Origin of the sequence: Citrobacter sp. FP75 (genome assembly GCF_018342065.1) — a bacterium.
Classification (GTDB): Bacteria; Pseudomonadota; Gammaproteobacteria; order Enterobacterales; family Enterobacteriaceae; genus Citrobacter.
The window spans coordinates 118,256-131,009 of sequence record NZ_JAFDOE010000001.1 but is presented as its reverse complement, the minus strand read 5'-3'; the positions used below and the strand labels follow the sequence as shown (position 1 = coordinate 131,009).

Below are 12,754 nucleotides of genomic sequence, written 5' to 3'. Positions count from 1 at the left end.
GGTGAATGTTGAGATGGCTGGCGGCACGCCGCACAGCCAGTCACATCAGTCGTCCATAATGGGCGAGAATCCCCCGTAAATCATGCGCTTGCCATCAAAGGGCATCGAGTCCCCGAATTCTTTCATTCGGGGATCGGACATCATCTTTTGATTCGCCGCATCACGGGCTTCTTTTGAAGGATATTCAATCCAACTGAATACCACTTCTTCATGATCCTGCGCTTTCACTGCCATGCGAAAATCGGTCAACTTGCCGTCGGGAACATCATCTGCCCAGCATTCAACAACCCGCAATGCACCGAATTCCTTGAAAAGCGGAGCAGCTTTTGCCGCCATCGCGATGTAAGCCTCCTTGTTTTCAGCGGGTACGGCAACCACAAAACCATCGACATACTTCATGAGAAAAGCCTCCGAAGTTTACTGCGCGGCAAGCCGATTCCGGCCGCGTCAGTCGAGATTAAGTTTAGTCGTCAGCTCACGATCATGCCGTAGGTTCATTCCGAACCCGAATGCGTGACTGCGGTTGATGCCGAAACCACGGCAGGCAAAGCTGAATAAGCGGGCCAATAGCCAGCGCATACAGCACCGTACCAACGCCTACCGTTCCTCCAAGTAGCCAGCCGATAAGCAACACAGACACTTCGATGGCAGTACGAATTCGCCTTACTGGCCAACCGGTACGCGCGTGAATACCGGTCATCAGACCGTCGCGAGGGCCGGCGCCAAAACCCGCACCAATATACAGTCCGGTCGCTAAGGCATTCAGTATCACCGCCGACACTAACAGCCCACTGCGTGCGAACAAGGATTCAAATCCCGGGATCACCATCAGCGCCACATCAGCCGCCAATCCGATCATAATGACATTACTCAACGTGCCAAATCCCGGGCGTTGGCGCAGCGGTATCCATGCCAACAGTACCAATACACCCACGGCAATAATCACCACGCCGATATTCATCGTCAACAGATTTGCCACGCCCAGATGAAAAACGTTCCAGGGGTCGGCCCCTAAATCCGCACGCACAAACATGGCCGTCGACACGCCATAAAGCGTCAGCCCGATAAACAATTGCAGTAAACGACGTAGCATGTTTTTTCACCTCTCCCCACTCAGATTATTTTCATCTTCGCCGCAATTGGCACTATGATTAATGTCCAGTTTTCAAAAAGTGGACTGCTATGTCATCTCGCCGTTACGGAAGTCAGTCTCTTCAGCGCCTGCTCGGGCACTGGCAGGAGACCTCCTCACGCACCCCAATCTGGCGACAGCTGGCTGAAGCCCTGCGTCTGCTGATACTCGATGGTCGGCTGGCGCTGGATAGCCGACTGCCCGGCGAGCGCGAACTCGCGGCGGTACTGGAAGTCAGCCGTACGACTATCGCCAGCGCAATGGCGCAACTGCGTGAAGAGGGGTATCTGGAAAGTCGCCATGGAAGCGGCTCACGGGTGATCCTGCCGGATCATATTCGGCATGTCCCTACGCGCACCGGCACCAGCACCGCGCTCGATCTGTCCACTGCCGCACTCAGTGCCGGCCCCGAAATTCATCAGGCTTACCAGCAGGCGCTGTCTGCCATGCCGCAGCATCTGCTGAGTTCGGGGTATCTGCCTCAGGGGCTACCTTCGTTGCGTGAAGCTATCGCCCGTCATTATTGCGAACGCGGATTGCCTACGTTGCCCGACGAGGTAATGGTGGTAAATGGTGCAGTCAGCGGACTGGCACTGATCCTGCGATTGCTTACCGGTCCTGGCGATCGTGTGGTGGTCGATCACCCCACTTACCCGCTCGCCATTGCGGCTATTCAGGGGGCCTCCTGCCGACCGGTCGGGGTCTCGCTGCCCGAACAAGGCTGGGATACCGCGGGTCTTATCGCGACTATCGCGCAAACCGCCCCACGCATGGCTTACCTGATGCCGGATTTTCATAATCCCACCGGACGTTGTATGGATGCGGCCACACGTCAGGTTGTGGCCGATATCGCCGCCAGGACACACACCACCCTGGTGGTGGACGAAACCATGGTCAACCTGTGGTATGACGCCCCGCCACCGCCGCCGCTCGCCGCCTTCAATCGCGACGCCCCGATCATTTTGCTGGGATCTACGGGGAAAAGTTTCTGGGGAGGATTACGTCTGGGATGGGTGCGCGCACCGTCGCGAACCATTGCCGCACTGGTGCAAACCCGCGACACGTTTGATTTAGGTTCACCGGTGCTGGAGCAACTCGCTACCGGCTGGTTGCTGGATAACGCCGCGCATTTTCTCCCCGGCAGAAGGCAATTGCTCACCACCAGACGCGACCAGTGTCGCGCCCTGATGACGTCTCATTTTCCGGAATGGCAATTTACCCAACCGCAGGGCGGGTTATCTTTTTGGGTCGAATTACCCGATACGCTGGCGACGCTGTTTGCCACCCGCGCCGAAAGCGCCGGTATTCAACTGGGCACCGGCACGCGCTTCGGATTAGCGGGTGCATTCGATCGTTTCTTACGCATGCCCTTCGCGCTGCCGGATGAAACGATGCGCTCCGCCTTCAGAACATTGCAGCCGATTTGGGACAACCTGCGTTCACAGGCAAGCCACGGGAAAATACGCAAAATAATCTAAGCGACGAGTCGCAGGACTCGTCATTGATTGCCACAACTCACGAAGTGAGACAGGACATTATTACTGCTGGCGAGGGACGGGGAACCCTTTGAGGGAAATAATAAAATTCTCGCCATCTTTCTTAATTTTTGCCCCGGCATCGCACCAGTCAGAAGCAATACGGAAGAACTCATCGCTGCCGACATCCCAGCTCAGGCGTACATGCTTTACATAGCCGGAACGCAGCATTTCACAGGCTTCGCCATAATTACAGGCGGTTGAGAGCGGTTGTTGTTTCATTTTTTCTTCTTCAGCAATCTACGCAATGCTTTGATTTCTTTAGGAGTCAGCGCCTCAACTACGGATTCCTCCGTGTGCTGGCTGTCAATCTCTTCTGCACAGACTCCCGCCTCTTCTACTGCGGAAAATGCAATAAGCAGCAACTTTTGTGTGGTGATGCTTAGATTTTCATTATTCACTTCAGCGTAATGGCGAAGTTTTTCTTTTAGCGTCTCATCAATTTTGACATTCAATACTGCGTTCGACATCGTGAAAAATCCTTGTGGTCAGGCACTGGAAACACATCCAGGCGGCGCGAACGAGATAGCAGAAACAGTGAATAACATCCCTGAAACACATTGACAGCATTTGATGACAAAAAAATGACAGTACAGTGACAAAAATAAGAAAAAGTGAGAGAGATTACCGGAAGGCAGAATTGGGTGGGGGCCCTGCCAGCTACATCCCGGCACACACGTCATCTGCCTTGGCTGCTTCCTTCCGGACCTGACCTGGTAAACAGAGTAGTGTTGCGGGAGAACCAACAGAGCCCCCATTGAGAGCGTTGTTAACCAACGCGCAGGCGCATTATCACTGCTGCACCCTGTAATTGCAACCCATCCAGCACCGGATGCTGTTTTCTTGTGCAATGCGGCTTCACTCACCCGGCATTCCGGATTATGCTGGAGGATTAGCGCAGGAATAAACGATGGATATACAAGACTCATTTCCCCAACGTGTCTGGCAAATCGTCGCCGCAATCCCCGAAGGATTCGTGACCACCTATGGTGATGTAGCCAGGCTTGCCGGATCGCCACGTGCAGCACGCCAGGTCGGCGGCGTACTCAAACGACTTCCCGAAGGCAGCACCCTGCCCTGGCATCGCGTCGTTAATCGTCATGGTGCAATATCGCTAACCGGGCCGGATTTACAGCGCCAGCGCCAGGCATTACTGGCTGAAGGTGTCATGGTTTCAGGGGGTGGGCAAATCGATTTACAGCGTTATCGCTGGGTGTATTAACCCTCCCCTTGCGGAGAGGGTTATGACAACCTTAGTACTGCGTAGGCGCTGGAACAGCAGAAGACGGGTTCACCTGCGTGGGTGACGTTGACGGCACCGTGGTTGCCGCGCCGCCGCTGGCCTGAACCGGGACTTCCATCTGCTGGACAGGGACCAGCGTCAGATCGGCCTTGGTGCCGCCCTGATTGATGACCGGCTGAACGGTATCCGTAATAAAGACCAGTTTGTCATTCACCATGATCGCCGCACTCAACAAAATGCGGGCATTAGGCTGAATATCCGCCGGATTAAACGGTAACACGAAGCTGAATGGCGCCTGCTTACCTTCAGTACGAACCGCTTTTTGCGACAGAACTTTTGACGGTGCATCGGCCAGCGAAGCATCCGACAGTGTGACGGTCAGCACAGCATCCGGCGGCAAGGCCACTTTTTGGCGGATCCATACCGTACCAGAAACATTCGGCTGTTGAATTTTTGACTGTGTGTCAGCAATTGACGTGTTAGGGCTTGGCGCAGGTGTCTGAATATCTGCACTTTTATCAGCACAGGCCGCCAGAGCGACCGCAACTGCTAAACCACTTACCATGTGCACGAGTTTCATTAAATTCTCCTTCTCATCTATGCACCAGCGAGAACTTTCCTCGCCAGAAGAGTGGTTAACAAAAACATAACGTGACTAAGTGTGGCACAAGACAGCTGCTTTTGCCTGTAATAGGCCCGTAATTCAGACAATTGCACCCATCGGACCACTTTCAAAATTGCGTTATACTCTGCCTACCTCGCTGCGACATCGATATCACCTGGAGAGCACGTATGAGTCTGGCACTGAAAAATTTGCTGACATTGTTGAATTTGGAAAAAATTGAAGAAGGGCTTTTTCGCGGCCAAAGTGAAGACTTAGGGTTACGTCAGGTTTTTGGGGGACAGGTCGTCGGTCAGGCACTGTATGCCGCTAAAGAAACCGTGCCAGAAGAACGCCTGGTGCACTCCTTTCACAGTTACTTTTTACGCCCCGGCGATAGCCAAAAACCGATAATCTACGATGTCGAAGTTTTGCGCGATGGTAACAGTTTCAGCGCTCGCCGCATTGCCGCTATCCAAAATGGCAAACCCATTTTCTACATGACCGCCTCTTTTCAGGCACCGGAGGAGGGTTTTGAACATCAGAAAACCATGCCGCAAGCGCCGGGACCTGAAGCGCTGAAATCAGAAACGGAAATTGCCCGCTCGGTAGCGCATCTGCTGCCGCCGCTGTTGAAAGAGAAATTTATCAATGACCGCCCGCTGGAAGTGCGTCCGGTGGAGTTTCATAACCCGCTCAAAGGTCACGTCGCGGACCCAACTCGCCAGGTGTGGATCCGCGCCAACGGTACGGTGCAGAACGATCTGCGCGTGCATCAGTATTTGCTCGGCTACGCCTCTGACCTGAACTTCCTGCCCGTGGCGCTACAGCCGTACGGCATTGGTTTTCTGGAGAAAGGAATTCAGATAGCGACTATTGACCATTCGATGTGGTTCCATCGCCCGTTCAATATCAATGAGTGGTTGTTGTATAACGTCGAGAGCACTTCAGCATCCGGTGCCCGAGGCTTTGTACGCGGGGAGTTTTATACGCAGGACGGCGTGCTGGTTGCCTCTACGGTGCAAGAAGGGGTAATGCGCAATCGCAATTGATGTCTTATCCGGCCTACAGACTAAATCGTCGTAGGCCGGATAAGCGTTTAGCGCCATCCGGCAATTTGAGAATCAGGCGTTATAGGCATTTTCACCGTGGCTGTTCACATCCAGCCCTTCGCGCTCCTGCTCTTCCGGTACACGCAGCCCTACCGTCATATCCGCCAGCTTGTAGCCGATGAAGGCCACCACGCCGGACCAGACAATGGTAATCGCCACGCTTTCCAGCTGTACCAAAAGCTGATGCCCCATGGTCACGCCCTCAGCAAAGCCCACGCCTCCCAGAGAACTGGCGGCGAACACCCCGGTCAGGATACAGCCGACAATGCCGCAAACGCCGTGCACGCCGAACACATCGCACGGGTCATCAACGCGTAGAAAACGTTTCAGCATCGTCACGCCCCACAGACCTGCCAGACCGGCGATTGCGCCGATGATCAACGCGCCGCCGACACCAATGTAACCACAGGCAGGCGTCACGCCAACCAGACCCGCGATGGCACCAGAACACGCGCCCAGTAACGATGGTTTGCCACGCAGCGCCCACTCACCAAAGATCCAACCGAGAATGGCAGCCGCGGTCGCCACTACGGTATTTACGAAGGCCAGCGCGGCGATTTCGTTAGCCGTGCCCGCAGAGCCGGCGTTAAAGCCAAACCAGCCGATGTAGAGAACGGCAGTACCGGTAAAGACCATCGGCAGGTTATGTGGTTTAAAGGCTTCTTTGCCAAAACCGACGCGTTTGCCAATCAGATAAGCTCCAACCAGCCCGGCGATCGCCGCGTTGATATGCACCACCGTCCCGCCCGCAAAATCCAGCGCGCCATGGGAAGCCAGCAGACCGCCGCCCCAGACCATATGCGCAATCGGAATGTAAGACAGCGTCAGCCATACCACCACAAAAATGAGTACCGCAGAAAAGCGAATACGTTCAGCCAGCGCACCAACGATAAGCCCAACGGTGATGCAGGCAAACGAGCCCTGGAACGCAACGTGAATATACTGGTAGAAGCTCCCTGTGACCGCCGTCAGCGCAATGCTTTTCAGCATCACCCAGTTGAAGTTGCCGAAGAAGCTATTCCCCTCGCCAAAGGCCAGCGAGTAGCCGTAAACCACCCATAAAATGCATACCAGGGCGAACGTCACCGTGACCTGCGTCAGCATCGACAGGACGTTCTTGCCGCGAATCAAACCGCCGTAAAACAACGCAATGCCTGGAATGGTCATAAACAATACCAGCGCGGTGCATATCATCATAAAGGCGTTATCGGCCTTGTCCGCGACGGCCGGCGCTGCCATCGCCAGCCCAGGCAGCAGCGTCAGTGAAGCGATACCCGTTTTCATCGTTGCTATCTTCATTTTTTGGTTTCCTATCACTGTGTGCCAAAAGTTACAGTGCGGCTTCGTCGGCTTCACCGGTACGAATGCGAATCACACGTTGCAGCTCGGCGACGAAAATTTTGCCGTCGCCAATTTTTCCGGTGTAGGCCGACTTGCTGATGATATCTATCACTTCATCAAGCTGATCGTCGGCAATCGCCACATCAATCTTCACCTTCGGTAAAAAATTGACACTGTATTCGGCCCCCCGGTACAGCTCAGCATGGCCTTTCTGTCGTCCAAAGCCCTTCACTTCGGTGACGGTCAACCCCTGAATACCAATAGACGACAGTGCTTCGCGGACGTCTTCCAGTTTGAACGGTTTGATTACCACGGTAACCAGCTTCATAGATCCCCTCCAGTCAGAATTCAGTAGTGGCTGCAGATACACAGGATGAATATTGCAAGGGGTGTGCCAGGAATGAAAAACGCGGGATGATTCAGGCTCGCAGGGCGCGGGCAGAGCGGAAAAAGAAAAAACGCACTATGACGGTGCATAGTGCGTTACATTTTTGCACCAGATTGTTGATTATCGTGTCGGAGCAGCGATATCAGGCGATAATTGAATCCTCATGTGCACTAGCCGCCAGCTCTTCACCCGCCAGCTGCAGCTGATACATTTGCCAGTAACGCCCTTGCGCCGCCAGTAATTGTTGATGCGTACCGCGCTCGACGGCCTGCCCCCGGTGCAGCACCAGAATGGTGTCTGCTTCCACAATCGTAGAAAGCCGATGGGCAATCACCACCAGCGTGGTGTGTTCGCGCACTGCCGCCAACGCCTGCTGAATGGCCTGCTCCGTACCGGAGTCAATACTGGCGGTGGCTTCATCCAGAATCAGCACCTGCGGCGTTTCGACCAGAACCCGCGCCAGCGCCAGCAGCTGTTTCTGCCCCACGGACAAATTATTACCCTGCTCGCCGAGTCGGGTATGAATACCGTCACTCAGGCCGCGCGCCAGCTCAGCAAGTTGAACGGTCTCCAACGCCTGCCACACCCGTTCCTCAGAAATATCGCGGCCCAACGTAACGTTTGCCAGGAAGGTATCCGCCATCACCACCGGGTCCTGCTGCACCATCGCCACCCCCTGACGCAAGACGCGATGGCTCAGCGAGGAGAGCGGTCGCCCGTCAAGACGGATCTCCCCTTGCGTCAGCGGATAGTAGCCCATCATCAGGCTGGCGAGCGTACTCTTGCCGCTGCCGGTATGCCCGACCAACGCCACAAAACTGCGCGAAGGCACGGACAGACTGATATTTTGCAACACCAGATTGTCATCGCGATAAGCAAATGACACGTTATCAACCTCGATGTTGCCACTCTTCAGCGGTTGGTCATCGTCACCGTAATGCTGGCGCGGCCCATCCATCAGTTCGAAAACACGTTCACCGGCGACAACCGCCTGCTGCAACATGGATTGTTGTGTCGTCAGCTCAATCAGCGGCTCGTTCAGACGCCCAAGATAGCTGATAAACGCATACAGCACCCCAACCTCGATGGAGGTTCCAGAAGTCACGCTGAACAACATCAGCAGCCCGCAGAGGATCAGAGCGGAAAACAGGCTCAGCAACGGACGCAGTAAAAAACCGTCCAGCCGCAGGGTCTGCATACGTGCCATGTAGTGCGAACGGCTGGCCTCGCCCATGCGTTCCCCAAAGCGCGCCTGCTGACGGAACTGTTGGATTACGCTCATACCGTTAATGACTTCGTTGAAGCCATCGTTGATATCGGCCAGATAAGCGCGAACGCGACGCACAATCGGCGTGCTGTAGCGCTGATAAATTATCATCACCACCATCACCGCGGGGAATATGGCCATCGCCACCAGCGCCATGCGCCATTCCAGACTGAACATTGCCACCAGCATGGCACCAATTAATGCCGCACTGCGCAGCACCGTTGCCACGACCGTCACGTACAGGTCGCGAATGACTTCAGTATCGTTGGTTACGCGAGAGATAAGCTGCCCGACGGGCTGGGTGTCAAATTCGCTTAGCGGCTGGCGCAGCGCGGCGTCCATGACATCCGTACGCAGTTGTTGCACCACGCCGACTGCTGCCTGGTTAAACAACAGCGACTGCGCGTAGTGCAAGCCTGCCGCCAGCAGTTGCAGGCCGATATATGCCGCGACCAGACCGGCCACCATCGCCAGCGGCAGATTATTTTTCGCCACCATGTTATCGATAAAATAGCTTATCAACAGCGGGCCGCTGACTTCTGCCGCCGCCGCCACCCACAGCATCACCACCGCGATAGCCAGCGGTTTTCGCCACGGTGAGCCATACCGCAGCAGCCTTTTCAGGGTCGGCCATAATTGCCCAAAACTACGCATTAGCCGCCTCCTCATTTAGTGCCGGGGCGTCAGACAGCGCCGCTTCCAGTTGCTGATAGCGATACATATCACGATACCAGCCGGGTTGCTGAACCAGCGTGTCATGCTCGCCACGCTGAGCAATATGCCCGTGCTGCATGACGATAATCTCGCTGGCTTCCGTCAGCGCCGACAAACGGTGGGCGCTGATAATGACCGTTCTTCCCTCGCCCCACTGGCGCAAATTGTGCAAAATCTGGTGCTCAGTACGACCATCGACTGCCGACAGCGCATCGTCCAGAATCAGAATCTCCGCATTAAGCAGCAGCGCGCGAGCAATAGAAATTCGTTGTTTTTGCCCACCCGAGAGCATCACGCCACGCTCACCCACTTCGGTGTCGTAGCCTTGCGGAAGGCGTAAAATATCCTCATGTACGCTGGCGAGCCGCGCCACATGTTCGATTTCCTGCTGCGTAGCCTGCGGACGTCCAAGCGCAATATTGTTGGCGACCGTATCCGAAAACAGGAACGGCGTCTGGCTCACAACCGCCAGCCGACTGCGCCAGCTATCAAGCTGCAAGCGCGTCAGCGGAATATCATGGAAGCGCACGTCGCCCTGGGTGATATCAAAGTGGCGCTGGATCAGCGACAGAATGGTACTTTTCCCCGCGCCGGTCGGCCCGCAGATACCCAGCATCTGTCCGGGTTTGAGCTGGAAGTTGACGTTTTCCAGCGTTGGGTGCGCCATCAACGGGTAGCTGAATTGGCGAATCGCTACCGCCAGCTCCCCACGACCTTCCGGCACCGGTTCCGTGCCATCATTAACCACGGGGGCTTCAGCGAGCATGGCGCGGATACGACTGTAAGCGGCGCTGCCGCGTTCGACGATGTTAAACATCCACGCCAGCGCCAGCATCGGCCAAATCATCAGCCCGAGATACATCATAAAACTGGTCAACTGACCGAGCGTCAGCGAACCGTGAACCACCATCCAACTGCCGCCGCCAATCGCCAGCAGGTTCGCCATACCAATGGCGATATAAATGGTGGGGTCAAAACGGGCATCAATAAGCGCGACGCGCATATTTTTCTTGCCGGTATCTTTGGCATCTGCAGCAAATAATGCCGACTGCCGGTCCTCCAGGCCAAAGGCTTTAATCATGCGAATGCTGGTCAGGCTCTCCTGGGTACGATCGTTAAGGCTGGAGAACGCCGCCTGCGCCAGCTTAAAGCGGTTATGAAGCCGATCGCCGTAACGTTTGATCATCAACGCCATCACCGGCATCGGCAGCAGAGCAAACAGCGTCAGCTGCCAGCTGATTTGCGTAGACATCACGATAAGCACAGCGCAGCCCATCACCAGCGAGTCCACCAGCGTCAGCACGCCTTCCCCGGCGGCAAACACCACCCGGTCAACATCGTTAGTGGCGCGCGCCATTAAATCGCCGGTGCGATGACGCAGATAAAACTCTGGATGTTGGCGACTTAGCTGGCGGTAGTAATCTTCACGCAGCTCAACCGCCAGCTGGTAGGATGCACCAAACAGCAGCACGCGCCAGACGTAGCGCAACAAATAGACGACGACCGCAATCAGGGCGATCGTGCCGACCCACATCAACAGCCGTTCGGTAGTGAAGCGCTGGGCCGTCACGCCATCCACAATAATGCCGACCACTTTAGGCGGGATAAGCTGAAGGATAGCGATGATGATAAGCAAGGCCACAGCCCCGAGGTAGCGGCGCCACTCCCGGCGGAAGTACCAGCTTAATTGAGCAAATAATCGCACGCGTTATGTCCTGACATGATTTCCGGCAATGAACGCCGGGAGAATTATTCAATAGGTAGAGCAGTTGTGTATTTAATCTGTTCCATCGCAAAGCTTGAGGTGACGTCCGACAGCCCCGGCACGCTGTTCACCAGCCGCTTGTAGAAGTCATCGTAGCGTTTCATGTCGGCGACCTGAACCCGCATCAGATAGTCATACTCCCCGGCCATGCGCCAGAATCCCAGTACCTCAGGCATCCCGGTCACTTCGGTAACAAAGCGACAGTACCATTCACTGCTGTGATGCTGCGTTTTGATCAGCACAAAGGCGGTTAAACCCAGCCCCAGCTTTTCGGGATCCAGCAGCGCGACTTTGCCAAGCAGAACACCGTCGTCCTCAAGTCGCTTGAGTCGTTTCCAGCAGGGGGTGGTTGTCAGATTAACGGCATCCGCGAGCGCCTGCAAAGAAAGGGTGCAATCCTGTTGCAGCAAGCTGAGCAGCTTGCGGTCAATTTTGTCTAACATATCCACTCCACAGAGAAGAATTTTCTCCCTACATTCTATTTTAAAGGCTAAATGGCAACAATTTTTTCCGTGCTTTTCGCTAATCTGGGCACAAAATGACAAATGGATATTAATGATGAATAGCACCTGGGTTAAAAACGCCATCAATGAAATCAACGCGGATTATCAACGCTCCGCAGACACCCATCTTATCCGCCTGTCACTTCCGGCGTTTCCGGGTATTCAACTGTACCTGAAAGATGAAAGTACACACCCGACCGGTAGCCTGAAGCATCGACTGGCGCGTTCACTGTTCCTGTACGGACTGTGCAACGGCTGGATAAAAGAGGGCACCACCATTATTGAGTCGTCTTCCGGCTCCACCGCAGTTTCTGAAGCCTATTTCGCTCGCCTGCTGGGGTTGCCATTTATCGCCGTCATGCCGTCCTGCACGGCAAAACGCAAAGTTGAGCAGATTGAGTTTTACGGCGGTCGCTGCCATTTTGTGGAAAGCGCCTGCGAAATATATGCCGCCTCAGAACAACTGGCACGTGAGCTCAACGGGCATTACATGGACCAGTTCACTTACGCCGAGCGCGCCACCGACTGGCGGGGCAACAACAATATTGCCGACAGTATTTTCCGCCAGATGTCATGCGAGCCAAATCCCGTTCCCCGCCATATTGTGATGAGCGCCGGAACCGGCGGCACGTCAGCCACCATTGGGCGCTACATCCGCTGTCAGGGTTATGACACGCAGTTGATGGTGGTTGATCCGGAAAACTCCGTTTTTCTGCCGTACTGGCAGGAACGTGACGCCACATTACGCAGTCCGGTAGGCAGTAAAATCGAAGGTATCGGTCGCCCGCGCGTCGAGCCGTCTTTCATTCCTGACGTGGTTGATGAAATGCTGCGCGTGCCGGATGCCGCAAGCGTGGCCACCGCGCACTGGCTGGAAACGCAGTTAGGTCGCAAGGTTGGCGCCTCTACCGGGACCAATATGTGGGGTACGCTGCAACTAGCCTCCCGCATGCGTGATGCCGGAGAAACGGGCTCGCTGGTGACCCTGCTGTGCGACAGCGGCGAACGCTATCTGGAGACCTACTACAACCCGCAGTGGGTCGAGACGCATATCGGTGATTTGACACCGTGGAATGCAGAACTTGCTAAACTCCTGAACGTCCGTTAAGCGGACAAAAAAAAGCCAGACCTTAACGTCTGGCTTGCTGGAAGG

Annotated in this window: 14 protein-coding genes and 1 other RNA gene; 4 read left to right on the top strand and 11 right to left on the bottom strand. The window is 55.2% G+C overall.

The window, feature by feature from the left end; genetic code table 11:
• Positions 1-45: 45 nt before the first annotated feature.
• Together JQ822_RS00620 and yczE are read right to left on the bottom strand one after the other, a co-directional pair.
• Complete coding sequence (locus JQ822_RS00620; RefSeq protein ID WP_135322838.1) at positions 46-399, bottom strand: DUF1428 domain-containing protein; 354 nt, start codon at positions 397-399, stop codon at positions 46-48.
• 82 nt (positions 400-481) lie between these two features.
• Positions 482-1,093 carry a membrane protein YczE gene (yczE, locus tag JQ822_RS00615; RefSeq protein WP_213131838.1) on the bottom strand — a complete coding sequence of 204 codons (612 nt, stop codon included), beginning with the start codon at positions 1,091-1,093 and terminating at the stop codon, positions 482-484.
• Between the two features lie 89 nt (positions 1,094-1,182).
• Between yczE and yczR the strand changes: the two genes are divergently transcribed.
• A complete protein-coding gene (gene yczR / locus JQ822_RS00610) occupies positions 1,183-2,610 on the top strand; it encodes a MocR-like transcription factor YczR (RefSeq protein WP_213131837.1) in 1,428 nt (475 codons plus the stop codon).
• Between the two features lie 60 nt (positions 2,611-2,670).
• On the opposite strand, the gene JQ822_RS00605 is transcribed toward yczR, so the two are convergent.
• The 3 genes from JQ822_RS00605 to ffs all read right to left on the bottom strand — a co-directional run bounded on the left by JQ822_RS00605 (position 2,671) and on the right by ffs (position 3,415).
• Entirely contained in the window at positions 2,671-2,889 is a 219-nt protein-coding gene (locus JQ822_RS00605) for a hypothetical protein (protein ID WP_213131836.1), read from the bottom strand.
• On the bottom strand, positions 2,886-3,137 hold the full coding sequence (locus JQ822_RS00600; protein ID WP_213131835.1) for a hypothetical protein: 252 nt from the start codon (positions 3,135-3,137) through the stop codon (positions 2,886-2,888). The genes JQ822_RS00605 and JQ822_RS00600 overlap by 4 nt, the downstream gene beginning before the upstream one ends.
• 181 nt (positions 3,138-3,318) lie before the next feature.
• Positions 3,319-3,415: signal recognition particle sRNA small type (gene ffs, locus JQ822_RS00595), an RNA gene on the bottom strand.
• 162 nt (positions 3,416-3,577) lie between these two features.
• On the opposite strand from ffs, the gene JQ822_RS00590 reads away from it, so the two are divergent.
• Positions 3,578-3,889: an MGMT family protein gene (locus tag JQ822_RS00590; protein ID WP_213131834.1), complete on the top strand. Its 312-nt coding sequence runs from the start codon at positions 3,578-3,580 to the stop codon at positions 3,887-3,889.
• Positions 3,890-3,920: 31 nt separating this feature from the next.
• On the opposite strand, the gene JQ822_RS00585 is transcribed toward JQ822_RS00590, so the two are convergent.
• Positions 3,921-4,490, bottom strand: coding sequence for a YbaY family lipoprotein (locus JQ822_RS00585; RefSeq protein ID WP_213131833.1), 570 nt, complete (start codon positions 4,488-4,490; stop codon positions 3,921-3,923).
• 212 nt (positions 4,491-4,702) lie between these two features.
• Here JQ822_RS00585 and tesB point away from each other — a divergent pair, with 212 nt between their 5' ends.
• Complete coding sequence (tesB, locus tag JQ822_RS00580; RefSeq protein ID WP_213131832.1) at positions 4,703-5,563, top strand: acyl-CoA thioesterase II; 861 nt, start codon at positions 4,703-4,705, stop codon at positions 5,561-5,563.
• Positions 5,564-5,635: 72 nt separating this feature from the next.
• Here tesB and amtB read toward each other — a convergent pair whose 3' ends face one another.
• The 5 genes from amtB to decR form a co-directional block, all read right to left on the bottom strand.
• Complete coding sequence (amtB, locus tag JQ822_RS00575) at positions 5,636-6,922, bottom strand: ammonium transporter AmtB (RefSeq protein WP_213131831.1); 1,287 nt, start codon at positions 6,920-6,922, stop codon at positions 5,636-5,638.
• A gap of 31 nt (positions 6,923-6,953) precedes the next feature.
• On the bottom strand, positions 6,954-7,292 hold the full coding sequence (gene glnK / locus JQ822_RS00570) for a P-II family nitrogen regulator (protein WP_213131830.1): 339 nt from the start codon (positions 7,290-7,292) through the stop codon (positions 6,954-6,956).
• A gap of 202 nt (positions 7,293-7,494) precedes the next feature.
• Positions 7,495-9,273, bottom strand: a complete 1,779-nt coding sequence (locus JQ822_RS00565; RefSeq protein WP_213131829.1) for a SmdB family multidrug efflux ABC transporter permease/ATP-binding protein — start codon at positions 9,271-9,273, stop codon at positions 7,495-7,497.
• Positions 9,266-11,038 carry a SmdA family multidrug ABC transporter permease/ATP-binding protein gene (locus tag JQ822_RS00560; RefSeq protein ID WP_213131828.1) on the bottom strand — a complete coding sequence of 591 codons (1,773 nt, stop codon included), beginning with the start codon at positions 11,036-11,038 and terminating at the stop codon, positions 9,266-9,268. The genes JQ822_RS00565 and JQ822_RS00560 overlap by 8 nt, the downstream gene beginning before the upstream one ends.
• A gap of 44 nt (positions 11,039-11,082) precedes the next feature.
• Positions 11,083-11,541, bottom strand: a complete 459-nt coding sequence (gene decR / locus JQ822_RS00555; protein WP_164496612.1) for a DNA-binding transcriptional regulator DecR — start codon at positions 11,539-11,541, stop codon at positions 11,083-11,085.
• Positions 11,542-11,653: 112 nt separating this feature from the next.
• Between decR and JQ822_RS00550 the strand changes: the two genes are divergently transcribed.
• Entirely contained in the window at positions 11,654-12,709 is a 1,056-nt protein-coding gene (locus JQ822_RS00550; protein WP_213131827.1) for a PLP-dependent cysteine synthase family protein, read from the top strand.
• The last annotated feature ends 45 nt before the right edge of the window (positions 12,710-12,754 follow it).

Coding starts and splice junctions, on each gene's coding strand:
- JQ822_RS00620 (WP_135322838.1), bottom strand. CDS start 399: ATGAAGTATGTCGATGGTTTTGTGGTTGCCGTACCCGCTGAAAACAAG.
- yczE (WP_213131838.1), bottom strand. CDS start 1,093: ATGCTACGTCGTTTACTGCAATTGTTTATCGGGCTGACGCTTTATGGC.
- yczR (WP_213131837.1), top strand. CDS start 1,183: ATGTCATCTCGCCGTTACGGAAGTCAGTCTCTTCAGCGCCTGCTCGGG.
- JQ822_RS00605 (WP_213131836.1), bottom strand. CDS start 2,889: ATGAAACAACAACCGCTCTCAACCGCCTGTAATTATGGCGAAGCCTGT.
- JQ822_RS00600 (WP_213131835.1), bottom strand. CDS start 3,137: ATGTCGAACGCAGTATTGAATGTCAAAATTGATGAGACGCTAAAAGAA.
- JQ822_RS00590 (WP_213131834.1), top strand. CDS start 3,578: ATGGATATACAAGACTCATTTCCCCAACGTGTCTGGCAAATCGTCGCC.
- JQ822_RS00585 (WP_213131833.1), bottom strand. CDS start 4,490: ATGAAACTCGTGCACATGGTAAGTGGTTTAGCAGTTGCGGTCGCTCTG.
- tesB (WP_213131832.1), top strand. CDS start 4,703: ATGAGTCTGGCACTGAAAAATTTGCTGACATTGTTGAATTTGGAAAAA.
- amtB (WP_213131831.1), bottom strand. CDS start 6,922: ATGAAGATAGCAACGATGAAAACGGGTATCGCTTCACTGACGCTGCTG.
- glnK (WP_213131830.1), bottom strand. CDS start 7,292: ATGAAGCTGGTTACCGTGGTAATCAAACCGTTCAAACTGGAAGACGTC.
- JQ822_RS00565 (WP_213131829.1), bottom strand. CDS start 9,273: ATGCGTAGTTTTGGGCAATTATGGCCGACCCTGAAAAGGCTGCTGCGG.
- decR (WP_164496612.1), bottom strand. CDS start 11,541: ATGTTAGACAAAATTGACCGCAAGCTGCTCAGCTTGCTGCAACAGGAT.
- JQ822_RS00550 (WP_213131827.1), top strand. CDS start 11,654: ATGATGAATAGCACCTGGGTTAAAAACGCCATCAATGAAATCAACGCG.